The 17,751-nt window shown below is 70.6% G+C and carries 21 protein-coding genes; 18 read left to right on the top strand and 3 right to left on the bottom strand.

Going from position 1 to position 17,751, the window contains the following annotated elements:
* The first annotated feature begins 63 nt into the window (after positions 1-63).
* The 4 genes from PZB75_RS31480 (at position 64) to PZB75_RS31465 (ending at position 3,212) form a co-directional block, all read left to right on the top strand.
* Entirely contained in the window at positions 64-1,044 is a 981-nt protein-coding gene (locus tag PZB75_RS31480) for a hypothetical protein (protein ID WP_275539101.1), read from the top strand.
* A 101-nt stretch (positions 1,045-1,145) separates the two neighbouring features.
* On the top strand, positions 1,146-1,853 hold the full coding sequence (locus PZB75_RS31475; RefSeq protein ID WP_275539100.1) for an HNH endonuclease family protein: 708 nt from the start codon (positions 1,146-1,148) through the stop codon (positions 1,851-1,853).
* Complete coding sequence (locus tag PZB75_RS31470; protein WP_275539099.1) at positions 1,850-2,842, top strand: hypothetical protein; 993 nt, start codon at positions 1,850-1,852, stop codon at positions 2,840-2,842. The genes PZB75_RS31475 and PZB75_RS31470 overlap by 4 nt, the downstream gene beginning before the upstream one ends.
* Positions 2,835-3,212 (top strand): hypothetical protein, encoded by a 378-nt coding sequence (locus PZB75_RS31465; RefSeq protein WP_275539098.1) that lies wholly within the window; start codon positions 2,835-2,837, stop codon positions 3,210-3,212. Before PZB75_RS31470 ends, PZB75_RS31465 begins: the two co-directional genes overlap by 8 nt.
* Positions 3,213-3,316: 104 nt before the next feature.
* On the opposite strand, the gene PZB75_RS31460 is transcribed toward PZB75_RS31465, so the two are convergent.
* The 3 genes from PZB75_RS31460 to PZB75_RS31450 form a co-directional block, all read right to left on the bottom strand.
* Entirely contained in the window at positions 3,317-4,567 is a 1,251-nt protein-coding gene (locus PZB75_RS31460; RefSeq protein WP_275539097.1) for a hypothetical protein, read from the bottom strand.
* Positions 4,568-4,851: 284 nt separating this feature from the next.
* A complete protein-coding gene (fabG, locus tag PZB75_RS31455) occupies positions 4,852-5,556 on the bottom strand; it encodes a 3-oxoacyl-ACP reductase FabG (RefSeq protein ID WP_275539096.1) in 705 nt (234 codons plus the stop codon).
* 44 nt (positions 5,557-5,600) lie between these two features.
* Entirely contained in the window at positions 5,601-6,419 is an 819-nt protein-coding gene (locus PZB75_RS31450) for a helix-turn-helix domain-containing protein (RefSeq protein WP_275539095.1), read from the bottom strand.
* 149 nt (positions 6,420-6,568) lie between these two features.
* On the opposite strand from PZB75_RS31450, the gene PZB75_RS31445 reads away from it, so the two are divergent.
* The 14 genes from PZB75_RS31445 (at position 6,569) to PZB75_RS31380 (ending at position 17,748) form a co-directional block, all read left to right on the top strand.
* Positions 6,569-7,441, top strand: coding sequence for a helix-turn-helix domain-containing protein (locus tag PZB75_RS31445; protein WP_275539094.1), 873 nt, complete (start codon positions 6,569-6,571; stop codon positions 7,439-7,441).
* Between the two features lie 68 nt (positions 7,442-7,509).
* Positions 7,510-8,481, top strand: coding sequence for an MBL fold metallo-hydrolase (locus tag PZB75_RS31440; protein ID WP_275539093.1), 972 nt, complete (start codon positions 7,510-7,512; stop codon positions 8,479-8,481).
* Between the two features lie 310 nt (positions 8,482-8,791).
* A complete protein-coding gene (locus tag PZB75_RS31435) occupies positions 8,792-9,319 on the top strand; it encodes a hypothetical protein (protein WP_275539092.1) in 528 nt (175 codons plus the stop codon).
* A gap of 444 nt (positions 9,320-9,763) precedes the next feature.
* Positions 9,764-10,342 (top strand): hypothetical protein, encoded by a 579-nt coding sequence (locus PZB75_RS31430; protein ID WP_275539091.1) that lies wholly within the window; start codon positions 9,764-9,766, stop codon positions 10,340-10,342.
* Complete coding sequence (locus PZB75_RS31425; protein ID WP_275539090.1) at positions 10,336-11,304, top strand: ATP-binding protein; 969 nt, start codon at positions 10,336-10,338, stop codon at positions 11,302-11,304. Before PZB75_RS31430 ends, PZB75_RS31425 begins: the two co-directional genes overlap by 7 nt.
* Positions 11,305-11,322: 18 nt before the next feature.
* Positions 11,323-12,018 carry an SAF domain-containing protein gene (locus tag PZB75_RS31420; protein ID WP_275539089.1) on the top strand — a complete coding sequence of 232 codons (696 nt, stop codon included), beginning with the start codon at positions 11,323-11,325 and terminating at the stop codon, positions 12,016-12,018.
* Positions 12,018-12,839, top strand: coding sequence for a hypothetical protein (locus PZB75_RS31415; protein ID WP_275539088.1), 822 nt, complete (start codon positions 12,018-12,020; stop codon positions 12,837-12,839). The genes PZB75_RS31420 and PZB75_RS31415 overlap by 1 nt, the downstream gene beginning before the upstream one ends.
* Entirely contained in the window at positions 12,836-14,398 is a 1,563-nt protein-coding gene (locus PZB75_RS31410; protein WP_275539087.1) for a CpaF/VirB11 family protein, read from the top strand. The genes PZB75_RS31415 and PZB75_RS31410 overlap by 4 nt, the downstream gene beginning before the upstream one ends.
* Positions 14,395-15,324 (top strand): type II secretion system F family protein, encoded by a 930-nt coding sequence (locus tag PZB75_RS31405; protein WP_275539086.1) that lies wholly within the window; start codon positions 14,395-14,397, stop codon positions 15,322-15,324. The genes PZB75_RS31410 and PZB75_RS31405 overlap by 4 nt, the downstream gene beginning before the upstream one ends.
* Complete coding sequence (locus tag PZB75_RS31400) at positions 15,321-16,220, top strand: type II secretion system F family protein (protein WP_275539085.1); 900 nt, start codon at positions 15,321-15,323, stop codon at positions 16,218-16,220. Before PZB75_RS31405 ends, PZB75_RS31400 begins: the two co-directional genes overlap by 4 nt.
* Positions 16,221-16,247: 27 nt before the next feature.
* Positions 16,248-16,445 (top strand): hypothetical protein, encoded by a 198-nt coding sequence (locus tag PZB75_RS31395; RefSeq protein WP_047181603.1) that lies wholly within the window; start codon positions 16,248-16,250, stop codon positions 16,443-16,445.
* Positions 16,445-16,864, top strand: a complete 420-nt coding sequence (locus PZB75_RS31390; protein ID WP_275539084.1) for a TadE/TadG family type IV pilus assembly protein — start codon at positions 16,445-16,447, stop codon at positions 16,862-16,864. Before PZB75_RS31395 ends, PZB75_RS31390 begins: the two co-directional genes overlap by 1 nt.
* Complete coding sequence (locus PZB75_RS31385) at positions 16,861-17,298, top strand: TadE/TadG family type IV pilus assembly protein (protein WP_275539083.1); 438 nt, start codon at positions 16,861-16,863, stop codon at positions 17,296-17,298. The genes PZB75_RS31390 and PZB75_RS31385 overlap by 4 nt, the downstream gene beginning before the upstream one ends.
* Before the next feature lie 12 nt (positions 17,299-17,310).
* On the top strand, positions 17,311-17,748 hold the full coding sequence (locus PZB75_RS31380) for a hypothetical protein (protein ID WP_275539082.1): 438 nt from the start codon (positions 17,311-17,313) through the stop codon (positions 17,746-17,748).
* Positions 17,749-17,751: the final 3 nt, after the last annotated feature.

The following is a 17,751-nucleotide window of genomic DNA, read 5'->3' as shown; positions in this document are numbered from 1 at the left end:
GGCCGGACGCGTTTTGGCATGATCCCCCTCGACCGAGATCCGGTACCTGACCTAGGGGGAACCATGTTCACCATGCGCCTGCGCCACGCCCTTCCGACCGTGCTCCTGGCCGGCGCGGTCCTGGTCTCCGGCTGCGCCGACTCCGACAGCGGCCCTAAGCCCGACGGCAAGCCGACGAAGAGCGCCCCGGGTGTCCGGCCTTCGCCCTCCACGGTGCTGCCGGACAGCATCGCGAAGCCGGGAACCGCGCTGCCGCTCGGCGACGGGGCGTGGACGGTGACCCTGCAGGGCTTCGAGCGGCTGCCGGCCGGCGCTGTGCCCGGCGTGCCGGCCGACGCGAGCGCGTACACGGCGCGGGTGACCGTGGCCAACCAGCGGGCACAGGTCGCGACCGCGCCGCGGACCGCCGTCACCGCCCGCTACGGAGCTCTCGGCCGCACCGCTGCCGAGGCCACCGACAGCAGCGCATCCTCTTCCAGGGACGAGCCGCAACAGGTGCGCCCCAACGGGTCCGTCGACAGGGACGTGCAACTGGTGCTTCCCGACCAGGCCCAAGGCCTGCCGGTCACGGTGACCCTGGAAGCGACCGAGGAGGGGCTGGCCGAGCCGGAGCCGCTGTTCTTCGAAGGCGCTCTGCCGGGCACCGCCGCCTCCCCGGCCATCCAGGCGCCGCAGGGTGCGCCGACCGGTCAGTCGGTCACGCCGCTCGGGCAGTGGAACGGCCAGGTGCGCGTGAGCAAGGTGACGGTGAGCCGTGAGGGTGCCTCACGCACCGGCAGCGTGGAGCTCAGCGTGGTCAACCGCTCCGGCGACCCGATGCCGGGCCTGGGCACCACCCTGCGGATCCTGACCGGCCAGGACCTGCACCTGGCCGCCACCGTCCGTCCGGTGTACGGCTACCGCGACGCCGCGATCGCCCCGTACCGCAGCGCCACGCAGACCGTCTCCTTCCGTGTCCCGGAGTCGGCCGTCGGCGGCCCGGTGACGGTCGAGGCAGTCGACGCGGGCGGCTCCAAGGCCACCTTCGAGGGCACGCTCGGCTGAAGGAACCCAGAAAATTTCGGGCGGACTGTCACACCGTCGGACCTCGCCACACCTGTAGCAGGTGAACAGTGCCCTCTCCGACCCGAACAGGACTCCTTTACATGGCCCCTCGCCTTCTGGCCGCCGGCCTCGTGCTCGCCGGCGCACTTGCCGCCTCCGCCTGCGGACCGCTCACTCCCCCCGGCTCCTCCGCCGATGCCGCCCCCGCTCGCGGCCCGGCCGGAGATGGAACCGCGCTGGCCCATCTGAACAACCTGACGGTCCAGGCGCGGACCTCGCTCGCCGACTACAGCCGCGACGCCTTCGGACCGGCATGGAGCGATGCGGGCACAGTCGAGATGTCGGGGAACTCCTGTCCGACGCGTCAGGACGTCCTGGCCCGCGACCTGGACGACATCGTTCGGGCCGAGGACGGCTGCACCGTCATGTCCGGCGTTCTTCGCGACCGGTATACGGGCCGGACGATCGATTTCAAGCGCGGCCCTCGCACGTCCATGGCCGTGCAGATCGACCACGTCGTCCCCCTGGCGCTCGGGTGGCAGTCGGGGGCCCGGGAGCTGACCGCCGAGCAGAGGCTGAACTACGCGAACGACCTGGAGAATTTGGTTGCTACCGACGGTCCGACGAACGCCGGCAAGGGCGCCAAAGATGCCGCATCGTGGATGCCTCCGCGCGCCGAGGCGCACTGCTGGTACGCGACCGCGCAGGTCCGCGTGAAGACCAAGTACCGCCTGTCGGTCACGCCGTCGGAGAAGACGGCCCTGCGCACCGCCCTGGAATCCTGTCCGGCCGAGGCGGCCCGCCGATGAAGCCGGCCGCACAGCCGCTGCCCTTCGACGCAGACCGCAATCGGTGGGACCACGCGGTCCGGGAAGCCGCCCGGCTCCACCACGCCGTGCGCGCCGAGCTCGGTGGCCGACTCCCGGACCCGGCCACCGAGAAGGCCGCCGTGGAAGCACTGCTGCTGATACGCGAGCGGACCGGGGGTGGCTGGCTGCGCTGGATGTCAGGGCCGAACCGCACGGGTGCGCTGCGTGAGGCGGGACTCTTCGACCCGGAGCAGCACCGGCTGGGGCGCTGGGCGTGCCGGATGGTGTGGGGGCGTCGCGCTGCCCTGCGCATCTGGACGCTCGGAGGCCTCGACCTCCCCCGCCCTCTCCCGGTCGGCCGGACCGCGCTGTTCACCGCGACCGCCTTCGCCGCTCTGGGCCCGGCGACCTCCCTGCTGCCGGCGGCCACCGGTCTCCTCGCGGCCGGCGCGGTCGGCGTGGCCGCGGCCGTCGGACTGCCCGCGACCACCAGGCGCCTCACCCGACGTCGCGTGCGCGCGGTCGAGACGGGCGAGGCGTACGCGGCGGTCTTCTTCCGGCTGCTGGCTGACGAGCAGCGCTTGCGCATGCTCGCCGAGCGCAGCGAGCGCTATGAACTACTGCGCGTGGCGGCGGTACTGCCGCGGCTGGTGTGGGACGCGGCCGGGCCGGTGCCGCTGGCGGCGGACGACGTGGAAGCCCGCGGCCTTCTCCTCGGATACGCGCAGTCGCTCGCGCTCCTGGTCGACCAGGCCGTCGAGGTCGAACGGCAGGAGGAAGCGGTGGAGTCGGCGATCCGCGACGACCGCGCTGCCGCCGCGCCCGTCAGGCCCGCGCTGCCCGAAGGGCTGCTGCCCCGGCACGTGCTGGACGAGGCACGGCTGGAACTGGAGGAGTTGGAAGCAGGACTGCGCCATGCCCGGGAGGTGCTGGGCGGCGCCCACGACGACGGAGCTCGGACTGCAAGGAGCGGAGAGAGCGATGAGTGAGCACGAGCAGACCGGCCGGCGCGTCCCGTGGCGGGAGGTGAATCCGGAGGCCTACGACGAACTGAAGCGCACCTGGGGGGTGATCGGGCACAGCAGCGTCCTGATGGTGCTCAGCCTGAGCCTGATCGGCACGTCGCTGACGCTGGGCTACCTGCACTGGCCCGGCTGGCTGGAGACCTTCGCGCGTCTGGGGACCAGCGGCGCGGCGGTGGGTTGCGGCGCGGTCGGTCTGTGGCGACTGGTCCGGGCCCTGTTCCGGTCGGTGCGGGCGGTCATCCGCACGCGCCGGCGCGGCGCCGAAGGCAAGGCGCAGGGGGAGACCGTCGAGGAGTCCGTGACCGAGGCCGCCCCGACGGCCGAGTCGTCCTGAGGGAGGGGGCACCGTGTTCCGGTCGGAGAGCTTCGCGGTCGGGTTCCTCATCGGCGCCGTGGCCTGGTGCGTGCCGTACGTGCGTGGCCTGGGCCGGCGCGGGGTCATTCGAGGGCGCGCTCTCGGGCGTCGCAGACGGCCTCCCACTCGGCGAAGGTGGAACACTGCTCGGCGGTGCGCGCGCGGCGGGCCCGGTCCGCCTCCGCGAAAGAGGCAAGAATCCGGTCGCGGATGACGAAGCCGGGGGGATCGGGCTCCGCCACGACGGGCGGCGACAGGCTGGTGAGGCGGGCGCGGACTGCGTCCATGGCCGCCAGGAAGGCCGCGTTGGGCGGAACCCCGCAAGGCGTGTCCTCGCCGATGTCGAGGGCGGCAGGCCCGTCCTGGGTGGCGGTCTCGTTCCAGCGGGCCATGATCACGCTGGCCGGCGAGGCCGGCCGCCGGGGCACGCGCCAGACCGAAAGGTCGGCGGTGATGTCGGCGGCGGAGAGGCCGCTGGTGATCCAGGGCCGCAGGGCGAAGGCGAGGCGGCGCAGGCTCTCGCCCTGGGTCCAGGGCACCCTGGGGCGCACCCAGGCGGCGACCGAGACGGCGTGCGCGGCCTGGCCGGGAGTGGCCCGGTAGGGCTCGGGTACTTCGTGTCGGCGGCGGGGTTGCGGCCGCGAGCCGCGGGTCGCGCTGGTGTTGTTCTTCTTCCCTTTCATCTCAGCTTTAGGAGGTGGGGGGTTGGTCTTACAGGAAGGGGTGTCACGGCGATCGCGGCGGTGGGCAGGGCGGGCGCGTCGGCGGGCGTCGGCGATGGCCATCTGGCGTCCGTGGTCGGTGAATCCGATGTGCCGGGCGTGGTAGCCGTGGCCGGAGACGCGGTGGCCGAGGGCGTCGTCCCAGGCAGGCGGGACGACGGCGGCGTAGATGGTGGCGGTGCCGGCCCATTCGCCGCTTCCGGCGGGACGGGTGTTGGTGCGGCTTCCGTGGACGGTCCAGACGAGGAGACCGAGCTCGCGCAGGACGGCGATGTGCCGCTCGAGGGTGCGTCGGCTGATGCCGAGGCGGCGCCACATGGTGTCGCGGCAGTAGGCGACGTGCCCGTCGGCGTTCAGGCGGGTGGCGAGGTCGCGTGCGACGCGCAGCGTGGTGTCACCGGCCTTGGGGTGCAGGCGTTGGGTGATGGCCCAGGTGGCGGCGCGCAGGAAGTCACCGCGCCGGGTGCGCCGGGACGCAGTGGTGCCGATCTCCTGGTCCGCGTGCGCACAGACCGGGGTGAATCGGCTGTTCGGGGATATTCGGTTTTGTCCGCGCGGAGGGCACGGCGGAGCGGCGGCTGCGTGGACCGGCGCGTGGGCATGCTGCATCATGGGCAGGGCACGCCCTCCTTTCGGGCATGCGCGAGCCCCTCTTCGGTGGGGCCGGGTTCTTCGGGAACCAAGGTGATCCGCCCTGGCAGGGGCGGTGCTGCCCGGTCTTCGGACCGGGTTCTTCACCGGGCGGGCTGGACACTCGCCCGGTGGTGGCAGAGTGCGGCGGGCGGGCCGAGGTGCTGGACACACCGGGGCTTGCTGCCGCGGGGCAGCCCACGGGGGACTGCCTCCTGTCAGGTCATGCGTTCATCGGTCTCCAGGGTGGCGGGCGGTCACGGCGGTCAGTGGCCCATGCCGGCGCCGCCGTCAACGGGCACCACGGCACCGGTGATGTAGGCGGCCTGCTCGGAGGCGAGGAAGGCGACGGCCGCGGCGATCTCCTCGGCGCGGGCGAGTCGGCCGAGCGGGATCTGGGCCTTGAGGTTGTCGAGCTGCTCGTCGCTCAGCTGCTGGCTCATGGACGTTTCGGTGAGGCCGGGGGCGACCACGTTGAAGGTGATGCCGCGGGAGCCGAGTTCGCGGGCCATGGAGCGGGCGAAGCCGACGAGGCCGGCCTTGGAGGCGGCGTAGTTGGCCTGGCCGCTCTCTCCGCGCAGGGCGACGGCGGAGGAGATGTACACCACGCGGCCCTTCTTCGCGCGGAGCATGCCGCGCGAGGCGCGCTTGGTGACGCGGAAGGCACCGGCGAGGTTGGTGTCGACGACGGAGGTGAAGTCGTCCTCGCTCATACGCATCAGGAGCTGGTCCTTGGTGATGCCGGCGTTCGCGACGAGAACCTCGACAGGGCCGTGCTGCTCCTCGGCCTTCTTGAACGCGGCGTCGACCTGGTCGGTGTCGGTGATGTCGCAGCGGACGGCGAGCAGGCCCTCGGGGGGTTCGCCCGAGCGGTAGGTGACGGCGACGCGGTCGCCGGCCTCGGCGAGGTGACGGGCGATGGCGAGGCCTATGCCGCGGTTGCCGCCGGTGATCAGGACTGAACGGGACACGGAATGGCGCCTTTCTGTACTACTCTGTGGGGCTTTGTCGTCAATCAGCTGGCCCGGCGCGCGCCGGAACGGGTGAGGTGTCCGCTCATCGCCGCGGCGGTGTCCATCACGGCGGTCACGTACCGGGCGCGGGTGGCTGCTCTTCGCATGGGCCCGTCCTTGGCCAGCAGCGCCACAGAACCGGCGACGGCCGAGCCGTACCAGACGGGCGCGGCGATCATGGTGCGGCCCGGAAGCGGCGAAGGACTGATCGCGTGACCTTCCTCACGGACGTACGCGGTGTCGATCTTGTTGGCGCCGACGGAGCCGAGACAGGCGAGGATCGCCATCCCGGCGGCATCGGTCTCCAGCGGCGCTGACTCAAGAGAACGCAATGCGATCTGAGGGGATGTGAGGATCTCATCAGCGTGTGGGCCGTATGCCCGTTCTGCGCAGATCCTCATCGGAGTGCCGATCAGGTGCGGTCGGTAAACAAATGCGACCTGGCCTGTTCTCGACTGTAGTGTGACGATCTCGGCCCTCACGGCAGGGGAGGGCGTGCCGGCCTGGAGGGGCTGGGAAGGCGTCGAAGGGGAGGGACTGTGCAGCGCGTCAGTCAGCGCGTATCGAGCGCGCGGCCCCCGCTGTTCGACGGCGCCCTCCCGCATCAAGGCTTGCAGATACCGGTGAGCGGTCGGCGCGGGAAGCTCCGCGGACTCGGCGACCGAGGCCAGAGGGTGTTCACCCGGCCCGAGGCAGACCAGCGCTCTGAGCACCGCCATGGTGCGTGCCACGGTGCCGCCGGTGCGGTCGGGCGGGGTGGCAACGGGATGCAGCAACGCGAACTCCCCCTCGCGGTTGTGGAGGACCTTCGCGTCTCCCACAACGCGGATTCGATCCAGTGGACGATTCTTACCGGCCAAGATCCTGCTCACCAGGCTCTGAATTTTCCGGTCCTCGAATTTCAGGAGCGAGCGCTTCCGGTATATCGCGGAGTCAGCACGGGGATGACGACACGGGGAAAGGTTCGAAGTTGAATCAGAAGGAGGCGTTGCAGCAGCTGCTGCAATGGAAGCGCAAGCAGATAGACCCGGTCGAGCTCGGCTGGCCCAAGCGCACCGGCCGGGGCCGGCGCGCGCGCGGGCTGTCGCAGGCCCAGGTGGCGCAGGCATTGTTCGTCACGGAGAAGACCTACGCCGAGTTCGAGCGCGGAAACACATCCCAGCCGAGCACCTTGTTCCTCGACAACGTGGCCAAGGTGCTGAACATGGAGGAGCGCGAGCGGACCGCGCTCTACGTCTACGCGATCGGCTACGAGCCCCCGTTCCCCATGGATCCGTGCGCGGGGTCGAACGTCGACCCCGCGTGGCAGGTGGCCGTCAACGGTGTGTCCGGGCAGCCCTGTTACATCAACGACGTCGCCTGGAACGTGCTGGCCGCGAACGAGGACTTCAAGCGGATGTTCCCGCAGCCCGAGGGGAAGTCCCCGAAGCTGCCCGAACGCAACCTGATCCGGTGGATGCTCCTGCATGAGGATGCGCGCGAGCATCACCTGGTCGACTGGGACACACGCTGGGCGCCGCAGGTCGCAGCCCAGCTGCGAACGGCGGTGGCCGCTCACCCCGAGAACGAGGACCTCCGGCTGCTCGACAAGGAGGTCAACGACGACGCGGTGGCGGGGCCGATCTACCGCGACCACAGCCTCGCGTACATCCACCCCGACGGCGATGCCCGACCGATGCGGCACGCCGGCTACGCGGCCCCGCGCGGCACCGAGGACCACCGCACCCGGTGTTGCGAGCGGCACGCGCCGTCCCAGCTGGGCACCGTCACTATGTGCGCCGCCCAGCCGTTCGGCAGCCCGGGTGCCCGCTTCTTTCTCCTTCCGTTCACACCCCACCCCTGACGCCCAGCCCGCGGCCGCCCGGCGGAGAAATTTCGTCCGGGCGGCCGCGGCCCGCACAATGCATGCCCATGGCTACCACTGACCTGAAGCAGATCGCGCCCGGCGTCTTCGTCTGGCAGCCCGGGCACGGGGCGACCTGGGGCCTGGCCAACTGCGGTCTTGTCGTCTCCGGGGACCAGGCCCTCGTCATCGACACGCCCTACACACCCGCCCTGACCGATGCCTTCCTCACCGCGGCCCGCACAGCCGCGGGCCCCGGCGTCCCGCTGGACCGGGTCGCCGTCACCCACGCCAACGGCGACCACACCTGGGGCCTTCAGCAACTCCCCGGCGCCGAGGTCTTCGCCACCCACGCCGCACTCGAGCACCAGTGCCTGGAGCCGAAGCCGGAGCAGCTGCAGGCGCTCATCCACGAGACCGACCCCGGTCAGCCGCTCGGCTGGTACTTCCGGGAGCACTTCGGCAGGTTCGACTTCGCGGGCATACAGGTTCTCCCGCCGACCACGACGTTCACCGGGCGCCACGACCTCGGCGTCGGCGACATCCCCGCGGAGCTCCACGAGGTCGGACCGGCCCACACGGTCGGAGACCTCGTCGTCCATCTGCCAGAGCGGCGCGTTGTCTTCGCTGGCGACATCGTCTTCGCGGGAGACCACCCCTCGCACTGGGCCGGCCCCCTGGAGCGCGTCTCTGCCGCCTGCCTGCGGATCCTGGACCTCGACCCCGAGTGGATCGTGCCCGGCCACGGCCCGCTGATGACCCCCGACGGCCTGCGACGCTACATCGCCTACCTCGACGACCTCGCGGACCAGGCATACGTGATGCACGGCCAGGGCCGGACCGCCGTCGAGGCGGCCCGCATCCTGATCAAGGAGAACCGCTACCCCGGCCTCGGCCTTCCCGAGCGGCTCGCGATCACCCTCAGCACCGAGTACCGCCACCTCGACCAGGACTCCACCGCCCCGGACCTGCTGGAGCTGATGGACCACGCGGCGCGCATCGCCTGGGACCGCTCTTCGGCCGGCCCTCTCACACCCTGATCTGCTGCCCGGTGGCCACACCTCGCCAATTCCGGCTGGTGAAACAGCACGGCCCGCTCCGTTCCGATCATTGAAATATGAACCGCTTGGGCGGCGTGGGGCTTGCCCCGCGCCGCCCGAGCCGGTCAACTACCGATGTCGGCGCGCCGTGCATGCACGGGGGAGCGCCCACCCAGGCACCGAGGGCACTCCCACGCCCGTTGACGTGCGCGGTCGAGCAGCACTCCGTTGCTGGACTCGATTCCGGATGCCGCCGCCGGCCCCCCGGTGGCGGCATCCGCTCGAAGCCGCCTCGCCCCAGGGAGATTTCATGAGCCCCGCCATCGCCTTGCCGGTCCCCGCCGCCATCCCCGAGTTCCTTGCCCCCCGCATCGAGAGCCTCCGCCAGATGCTGCGCGCCAGCCGGTGCGACGAAGCCCTGACGGCCGCCCGGACGCTCAGCGAGGAGCTCGCCGAGAGCCACGGCCCCCTGCATAACTACACCCTCCACGCCTTCGAGCTCGTCGCCTTCTGCGCCCAGCTCGCCGGGCATCCCGCCATGGCCACCGACGTCTCGGTGTACGCCGCCGGTGCCTGGCAGCGGGTCCTGGATGCCGAGCACAGCCAGATCCGCCGGCAGGCCCGCAACGGCGCGGCCTCCTGGCTCACCGTCACCAACGCGCACGACGCCGTCAGGACCGGAACGTCTCTCCTGGCGCTGCTGCAGTCGGTCTACGGCAAAAACCACCCCTCCACGCCCTTCGTGGAACGTCGACTTAACGCCATCACCGGCACCGACCAGGAAGCCGCGCGGAACGCTCTGCGCGCCTCGGGACCAGCCTTGCTGATCAAGCCCTAAGACCCTGGCCATAGTCTTTTCGAACCGCCCGCGCCAGCGGCATATACCGGTAGCGCGTCTACCGGAAAAAACGGAGCCTGGCAGCACCTGATCTTTCTGGCCAGAATCAGGCTCGGACTGATCGCGTTGTGGGAGACGCCCAGTCCCAGACCGCGAGGGGGACAGTCGCGTTGAACCAGACCGCCGCCGGCTCCGCAAACAGCCTCGGCCACCCGGCCGCTCCTGCCGCGCGCCTCGGCGCGCCCGGAGCCGTGCCCCTACCCCCCGGGCCGCAGCGCACCGCCTGTCTGCCGACAGGCGTAGGCGTCCGGTGCCCGGCGGAGCCCGGCCTCGCCGCACGTCCGGCCCCTGTCACCCCCGGCTTCGGCCGTGCCCTTGCCTGAGGCCACGCCTCCGTTTCCTACGATCCAAGCCGTCACCACTACTCACAAGGGGGATACGCCAGTGTCGATCTCAAACGCTTCCGGCACGAACCACTGGCTGCGTCGTGCGGTGGTCGCGGCCACGGCTCTCAGCGTCGCGGTCACGGCCGCCGGCTGCGGGAGCGGCGAGAAGGAGAAGCCCGAGGCCTCGAGCAGCCCGAGCGCGAGCAAGAGCGCCGACCCGCAGGCCGCGGCCAAGGCCGACGTCCTGGCTGTCTACCGCAGCTACTGGGACGCGCAGGTCAAGGCGTACGCGAAGGCCAGCCCCGTTGGCACGGACCTGGACAAATACGCCTTCGACAAGGCTCTCGGCAAGGCCGAGTCCGAACTCGTCGCGCTCAAGATCAGCGGCAACGTCATCAAGGGCGAGCCGAAGCTCTCCCCGGAGGTCACGGCGGTCAGCCTGGACGAGTCGCCGAAGAAGGCCACCATCACCGACTGCGTCGACGTCACCAACTGGAAGCTGCTCAAGAAGAAGACGGGCGACGAGGTCAAGCTGCCCAAGGAGCGGCTCACCCGCTTCGTCACCACGATCTCCGCCCGGACCGTCGGCGAGAAGTGGATGATCGTCGAAACCCAGCAGCAGGACCGCACATGCTGACCCGCAGGGCCGCGGCGGTCATATCCGCGCTCGCCGGCATCGTCTACCTCCTCCTCCCCGCTCAGGCGTGGGCGGACGGAGGCGACACGGACGTCGGCTCCTGCAACAGCTCCTGGGTCTGCGCCGGCGTCGAGGTACCCGGCACAGGCAGCGGGGGCGGCGGCAACGGCGGCACGGGCGGGCACGGCGGCGGAGGGGGCGGCGGAGGCGGCAAGGGCGACGGCAAGACGTGTGCCACAGGCGCGACGACCGTTCCAGGAACCGAGGGATGGGAGTGCCACATTCCCGGCGTCGGCACCTGGAGCGAGGCCTACGCCTGTTACATCCGCAAGCTCGACCCGCAGCCCCCGAAGTCCGACCCGATCTGGGACGGCCACACCACCGGCGCCATCTACGGCTTCGCGTGCATGGCGCAGATCCACGCCCGCCCCACACCCACCGACGGTTTCGCCCGCTGGTCCGAAACCGATCCGCTGGGCCAGCAAGGCCCCACGGCAGCCGAACTGGCGCAGCGGGCCTTGAGCATGATGCGCCTGGACGGTGCCAAGGTCGGCAGCGCACCCCCCGCCGGCTCCAAGGGCTTGGTCGGCATGCCGGTATGGCTGTGGACCGAGGAGACACCCAACACCTGGGGCCCGCAGTCCACGACCGCGGCCGCCGGAGGCCTGTCGGTGACCGCGACCGCCCACGTCAAGTCCATCACCTGGTCCATGGGCGACGGCTCGTCCGAGACCTGCACCAAGCCCGGCACTCCGTACCAGCAGTCCTTCGGGAAGAAGGAGTCCCCCGACTGCGGCCACACCTACACCAAGGTGCCCGACGGCGGCTCCTACAAGGTCACCGCGACGACTACCTGGGTGATCGACTGGACCGCCACCAACGGTGAGACGGGCACGCTGCCGAACGAGACGCGCAACGCCGGCACCGCGATCAACATCGGCGAACTCCAAGTCGTCAACTAACGAGGAAGCACAGCAATCATGGCGACGACATTCGCGAAGAAGAACACGGCTGCCCAGCCCGCCGCGGCAGCCCCCGGCGGCCCTGTCCCCATCACCCAGGACGCCCCCCGGCGCCGGCGCCGCCCTGTTGTCGTCGGCGCCGGCCTGGCCCTGGCGGCGGTCGGGGCGCTCCTCGCGGTGTGGCAGGTCGACGAGGCCGGGAACCGGACTCCGGTCATCGCCCTCGCGCACGACGTCAAGGCGGGCGAGAAGGTGAAGAAGAGCGACCTCGTCGTCGCGCAAGTCGCTCCCGATGCCGCCCTCGCGCCGGTCCCGGTCAGCCGCAGCGGTGACATCGTCGGCAAGACCGCCGTCGCCGACCTGCCCAAGGGCACGCTCGTCACCGACTCCTCGGTGCGCGAGGGCAGTCCCGTCGCCAAGGACCGCGACACCGTGGGCATCCTCGCCAAGCCGGGACAGCTCCCGGCGCAGCGACTGCGCGCCGGCGACGCGGTCGCCCTCGTCCACACGCCGCAGGACGACGCCGATGTAGCGAAGGGATCGTCCACGCAGAAGACCGCGGACACCATCAACGCGATCGTCGTGGGCGTCTCGGCGCCGGACGCGAACGGTGCGGTCGTCGTCGACGTGGCGGTCGCGGGCACCGACAGCGCGCCCCTGGCCACCTGGGCCGCCCGGGGCGCGGTGACCGTCGTGCTGAAGGCGGCCAGCTGATGGCGATCATCGCACTGGTGTCGGGCAAGTCCAGCGGGGTCACGTGCTCGGCGCTCGCCCTCACCCTGGCCTCGCCGAAGCCGTCCCTGCTCGTGGAGGCTGACCCGGGCGGCGGCACGGTCCGTGCCGGATACCTGGGCGGCGAGGGCAGCGCAGCCGTCGGTCTGCACCGCCTGGCGGCCGCGGACCGCCAGGGCACCCTCGCCCGTGAGTTCTCCCAGCACTTCGTCAGCCTGGACCGCGACAACAGCGGGCAGCGGCTGCTCCTGCCGGGGCTCACCGATCCCACGCAGGCCGCTTCCCTCAGCCGCACCTGGGACCCGATCTCCCGTCTGTTGAGCGTGATGGACCAGACCGGCCACGACGTGATCATCGACGCCGGCCGCATCCTGACCGAGTCCGAGTCCCGGCTGAGCACGACCCGCTACCCGACGCCTCTGCTGCACCGCGCCGACGTCGTACTCATGGTCGTACGCACCACCCAGGCCTCCATCGCGGCCGCCGCGCCAGCGGTGCGGGTGCTTCGGGAGGAACTGGCTCACCACGGGACGGGTTCCGACGCACTGGGGGTGCTCCTGATCGAGGAGGGCTCCTTCAACTCCAGCCAGGTACAGCAGCACTTGCAGGCACCCGTGGTCGGCATGCTCGCGTGGGACCCCGACAGTGCCGACGTCCTGACGCACGGGGCCTACAAGAAGATGCCGCGGACCTTGCTGCGCTCCGCACGGACCGCCCACCAAACGATCAACGAACTGGTGACCAGGCGCCGTGTGCAGCTGCGGCCTGCCGGATTGCCGACGGTCGCCGGGAGGGCATCATGACCGACATCAGGCCGGAGACCCCGGCCCCCGACTACACGACCCTCTTCACCCAGGCCCTCAGCAAAACCACCCGGCAGAGCGCACCTGTCCTGCGACCGGTGTCCGCCCAGGTCTCTCCCGCCCGGCTGCCCGAGGACCTGCGCGTCTCCGACGCCTCCGGTCCGGCCGCGCTCCCGGTCGGGCATGAGGTGATCGCCGAACTGCGCTCCCGGGCCAGCATGAAGATCGGCGAAGCCGCGGGCGCAGACGCGTCCATGACCGAGCAGGACCGCCGGCAGCGCGGCCAGTCGATCATCAGGCAGGTCGTCTCGGAATGGGCGACGAAGTACGCGGCCAGCGGCACGGACCTGAGCCCTGAGCAGGAAAGGGCTGTGCGAGAGGCCGTCTTCGACGAGCTGTTCCGCGCTGGCCGTCTCCAGCCGCTCCTGGATGACCCGCACGTCGAGAACATCATCATCTACGGCGACAAGGTGCGCGTCGACTACGCCGACCGCCCGACGATGACGTGGGACCCGATCGCGAAGACGGACCGGGACCTGATCAACCTCATCAACCACCTCGCGCGTATGCAGGGACAGGGTGAGCGTGCGCTGACGCCCGCCACGCCGAACCTGAACCTCCGGCTGGCCGACGGCTCCCGCCTTGCCGCCTCGGCGTACGTCACGCCCAGGCCCAGCATCGTCATCCGCCGCCACCGCACCCGCGGCCAGGGCTTGGACGACCTGGTCCGCTGGGGCACCATCGACTCCTGCCTCGCGCACTTCCTGCGCGCTGCGGTCCGGGGGCGCAAGAACGTCATCGTGGTGGGCTCCCAGGGCGTGGGAAAAACTTCACTGCTGCGTGCCATGGCCCGGGAGATCCCGCGCACCGAGCGTGTGGGAACGCTGGAGTCGGAGTACGAACTCCACCTCCACGAGGACCCCGACGGTCCCGAGGTCGTCGCCTACGAGGGACGCGAGTCGAACGGTGAGCGCGGGCCGGACGGACGCCTCCAGGGCGAGCTGAACCTCTCCGACCTCTTCCCGCAGCTGCTGCGCATGTCGCTGCGGCGCGTGATCGTCGGTGAGGTCCGCTCCAAGGAAGTCGTGCCGATGCTGCACGCCATGAACGAAGGCGAGGGCGGGTCGATGGCCACCCTTCACGCCCGCAGCCCTCAGTTGTCGATCGAGCGTCTGGCCACCCTGTGTCTGGAAGCCGGCATCGGCATGACCGAGACGCTGGCCTACCGGCTGATCGCTCAGGCCGTGGACTTCGTCGTCTACGTACGCCTGGTCGACGAGAGCGAACTCGTCGCCCCGGACGGCAAGCCCGGTCGCAAGCACCGCTTCGTCAGTCACGTCATGGAGGTCACGGGCATCGGTGAGGGCGGCCGGCCTTCGTACCAGATGGTCTTCGCCCCGCGCGAGCAGGACGGCCGCCGCGAACCGCGGGCCGTCCCGCACGGGAACATCTCCCAGACCAACCTGGAAGACCTGGTGCGCGCCGGCCTGGACCGAAGTGTGCTGCAGCGCCCGTGGGGCGGCTGGGGCGCGCCGCTGGAGACGGTGGTGCCGCTGTGACGCTCACCCTCAGCTCCCTGCTCGCCGCGCTCGCGGGCCTTGCGGCTGTCGGCGGTCTCGTCGTGGCCGTGGCCGGCGGCGTGGGCTGGGCGCCCTCGACGACGGTCCGGCGCCGCAGCCGTCTGGAGCGCAAGATCCGCGGGTTCTTCGTCAAGGACACCCGTACGCCGACGTCGTGGTGGGCGCGCGGCCAGGTCCGGCTGGCCGGCGCCGTGGTGGCGGGCCTGGGGGTGTGGCTGTTCACCGGGTGGCTGGTCGGCGGCCTGCTCACCGTCGCTGTCGTGACCGGTCTGCCCTGGCTGTTGAACACGTCCGGCTCCGGCAAGTCGCAGATCGAGAAGTTGGAGGCGATCGAGGAGTGGGTGCGGCGCATGTCCGACATCCACACCGTCGGTGTCAGCCTGGAGGCCACCATTCAGCGCAGCCTGGAGACCGTGCCGAAGGCGATCCGCGAGGACGTGCGTCTCCTCGTCTCCCGTCAGCAGGCCGGCTGGGTGCCCGAGCATGCCTACCGGGCCTTCGCCGATGACCTGAACGACGCCATGGTCGACGAGGTCGCCGCCTTGTTGATCCTGCACGTCACGGACCGCGGCAGCGGTCTGAGCAAGGCCCTGCGCGAGCTCGCCGGCGCACTTCAGCACGAGGTCCTCTCACGCCGTGAGGTCGAGGCCGACCGGCAGAAGCCGCGCACCAACGACCGCTGGGTGACGATCTTCTGCCTGGGGATCTTCGGTGTCACCGCGTTCTCCGGCACCTACGTCGAGCCCTACAACACCGTGACGGGGCAGCTCGTCCTCGTCTTCGTCGCCATCGCCTTCGTCCTGGTCAAGGTCTGGATGCGCCGCATGGCGATCATCGAGCCCGCGCCCCGGTTCCTGTCTCCGGCCGACCGATCCGGCGGCCAGATCACTGAGGAGACACCGTGAACCTCTCTCCTTACGCTGTCATCGGCGGCGCCGTCGCAGGTCTCGGCCTGGTGATCGCCGCCCGCGGCGTCCTCCCGGGCCGGCCCGACCTGGGCGACGTCCTTTCGAGGATGGATGCCACCCGGCTGGAGAACCTGGAGCGCAACCGGGACAGCCAGGCCAACTCCCTGATGGAGAAGGCCGGGGTCTTCCTGCTGCGTACCGTCGGGGAGGGCACCCTGCGCCTGCCGCGTCAGCAGTTGGAACTCGTGGGCCGCTCCCCGGCCGCGCATCTGGGCCGCAAGCTCGCCCTCGCTCTGTACGGACTGCTGCTTCCCGTGCTGGTGGTGAGCCTGGCGAACCTGGCCGGCTACCCCTTCCCCGTGGCGATTCCCGCGATCGCCGGGCTGGGGCTCGCGGTCATCTTCTGGTTGCTGCCCGATCTCCAGCTCAAGCAGCAGGCTGTGGAGGCCAAGGAGGACTTTCGGTACGCCGTCAAGGCATACCTGCGCCTGGTCCAGCTCGAGCGTGCCGCGGACGCCGCGCCCACCCAGGCCCTCAAGCGGGCCGCGGAGGTCGGTGAGGGCTGGGTCTTCGCGAAGATCCGCGACACCATCACCCGCGCCGAACTCGAGGGCATCAGCCCGTGGGAGGGCCTCAAGCGTCTCTCTCTCGAACTCGACGTCCCCGAACTCGGAGCGCCGGCCGACATCATCGCCATCGCGGGCGAGGAGGGCGCAGCCGTTGGCGACACCCTGGGCGCGCAGGCCAAGTCGCTCTCAGGGGCCCTGGTCACCGCTGCGAAAGCCCAGGCCAACATGGCCTCGGAAAAAATGGTGATGCCCGTCGCCATGCTCGTGTTGATCATGACCGTCTACATCGGCTACCCCGCGATCTCGCGGATCATGGCCAGCTAACGCCCGCAAGAGATAAGGAAGAACACGATGGGTATCGACCCGAACTTCGCTTTCCTGAAGGCCTTCTTCGCCGCCCGCATCGACCGGCTGCGCGACGCCCGCGACGACCGCGGTGCCATATCCATTGAGACCATGATGATCATCGCCGGTCTCGTGGTCGCCGCCGGTGTGGCCGTCGCCGTGATCGCCACCAAGATCAGCGAGAAGGCGGCCACGATCAAGTGATGCGCCTCCGCAGGACTGTCCGCCGTTGGTCCCGCGCGCTCGCCGAACGCGACGCGCGGGACCGCGGAGCCATGTCCCTGGAGATGCTGATCATCTTTCCCGTCGTGCTGATGGCCATCCTGCTGGTCGTACACGTCGGGCTGTGGTGGCACGCCAAGAACGTGGCGATGTCCGCCGCCCAGCTGGGAGTGGAGTCGGCACGTGTCCGCGGAGCATCAGCGGGCGCCGGAACCACCGAGGCCCGCGAGTTCCTCTCCCGTGCCGGCGGCAGCATCTCGGGCACGTCGGTGAGTGGAAGCAAGGGAGCGACGGTGACGATCCGCGTGACCGGCTACGTCGACACGATGATCCCCGGTCTGAAGCTCAGGATCGACCAGCACGCCGACGCGGCCGCCGAGCGTGTCACGGAGGCCCGGTGACCATCATCCACAGACTCAGGGACGACCGCGGCTCGCTGTCGCTGGAAGCGGTCATCCTGTTTCCCGTCCTCATCATGGTGCTGCTCCTTGTCGTCGCATTCGGCCGGATCGGGTCCGCCAACAACGCCGTCGACACCGCAGCCCGCAACGCGGCGCGCGCCGCGTCGCTGGAACGCACCGGCGGGTCCGCCAGCACTGCCGGATCGCAGATGGCGCGCAGCGTGCTGACCCAACAGGGTCTGCAGTGCACCGCCACGTCCGTCTCCGTGTCCACCGGCGGGTTCGCCGCACCGATCGGTGAACCGGCCAGCACCACGGCCACGGTCACGTGCACCGTGCGGCTCTCCGATATCGGATTGCCCGGCCTGCCCGGTGCCAAGACGATGACCAGCAGCTTCACCTCGTCTATCGACTCCTACCGCCAGCGCGGCTGACAGGACCACCGCATGACACCCGCCCGCTTCGCTCTCACCTCGCGGATCCGTCACGCCCTGCGCGACGACCGCGGTGCGATGAGCCTGTTCGTCCTCGTCACCATCGTGGCGCTCTTCCTTGTGGCCGCGCTCGTCTACGACGGCGCCGGGAAGCTCCGGGCCCTCACCCACGCCGAGGGCGTCGCGCACGAGGCCGCACGAGCCGGCGGTCAGGCCGTCGACGCGGGCAAGGCCATCTCCGGCCAAGGCGTCAGTGTGGACCGCAACGCGGCCGTTGCCGCCGCGCGGACCTACCTCAGCCGCGAGGGCGTCAACGGCTCGGTCCGGGTGAGTGAGGACGGCGGGTCCCTGGAGGTGACCGTGACCGAGACGTACACCGCCCTCTACCTCGGGGGCGCCAGCGGAACAGTCACCGGCACCGGCAGCGCCAACCTCGTCTACCAGGGGTAGGGG

The sequence above is a fragment of the Streptomyces sp. AM 4-1-1 genome, assembly GCF_029167625.1.
Lineage (GTDB): Bacteria > Actinomycetota > Actinomycetes > Streptomycetales > Streptomycetaceae > Streptomyces.
Note: the sequence above shows the minus strand (reverse complement) of the source record. Positions and strands in the feature narration are given on the sequence as shown.

Excerpts from the sequence above, each read along its gene's own strand:
- PZB75_RS31480 (WP_275539101.1), top strand. The coding sequence starts at position 64 with ATGTTCACCATGCGCCTGCGCCACGCCCTTCCGACCGTGCTCCTGGCC.
- PZB75_RS31475 (WP_275539100.1), top strand. The coding sequence starts at position 1,146 with ATGGCCCCTCGCCTTCTGGCCGCCGGCCTCGTGCTCGCCGGCGCACTT.
- PZB75_RS31470 (WP_275539099.1), top strand. The coding sequence starts at position 1,850 with ATGAAGCCGGCCGCACAGCCGCTGCCCTTCGACGCAGACCGCAATCGG.
- PZB75_RS31465 (WP_275539098.1), top strand. The coding sequence starts at position 2,835 with ATGAGTGAGCACGAGCAGACCGGCCGGCGCGTCCCGTGGCGGGAGGTG.
- PZB75_RS31460 (WP_275539097.1), bottom strand. The coding sequence starts at position 4,567 with ATGATGCAGCATGCCCACGCGCCGGTCCACGCAGCCGCCGCTCCGCCG.
- PZB75_RS31440 (WP_275539093.1), top strand. The coding sequence starts at position 7,510 with ATGGCTACCACTGACCTGAAGCAGATCGCGCCCGGCGTCTTCGTCTGG.
- PZB75_RS31435 (WP_275539092.1), top strand. The coding sequence starts at position 8,792 with ATGAGCCCCGCCATCGCCTTGCCGGTCCCCGCCGCCATCCCCGAGTTC.
- PZB75_RS31425 (WP_275539090.1), top strand. The coding sequence starts at position 10,336 with ATGCTGACCCGCAGGGCCGCGGCGGTCATATCCGCGCTCGCCGGCATC.
- PZB75_RS31420 (WP_275539089.1), top strand. The coding sequence starts at position 11,323 with ATGGCGACGACATTCGCGAAGAAGAACACGGCTGCCCAGCCCGCCGCG.
- PZB75_RS31415 (WP_275539088.1), top strand. The coding sequence starts at position 12,018 with ATGGCGATCATCGCACTGGTGTCGGGCAAGTCCAGCGGGGTCACGTGC.
- PZB75_RS31410 (WP_275539087.1), top strand. The coding sequence starts at position 12,836 with ATGACCGACATCAGGCCGGAGACCCCGGCCCCCGACTACACGACCCTC.
- PZB75_RS31395 (WP_047181603.1), top strand. The coding sequence starts at position 16,248 with ATGGGTATCGACCCGAACTTCGCTTTCCTGAAGGCCTTCTTCGCCGCC.
- PZB75_RS31390 (WP_275539084.1), top strand. The coding sequence starts at position 16,445 with ATGCGCCTCCGCAGGACTGTCCGCCGTTGGTCCCGCGCGCTCGCCGAA.
- PZB75_RS31380 (WP_275539082.1), top strand. The coding sequence starts at position 17,311 with ATGACACCCGCCCGCTTCGCTCTCACCTCGCGGATCCGTCACGCCCTG.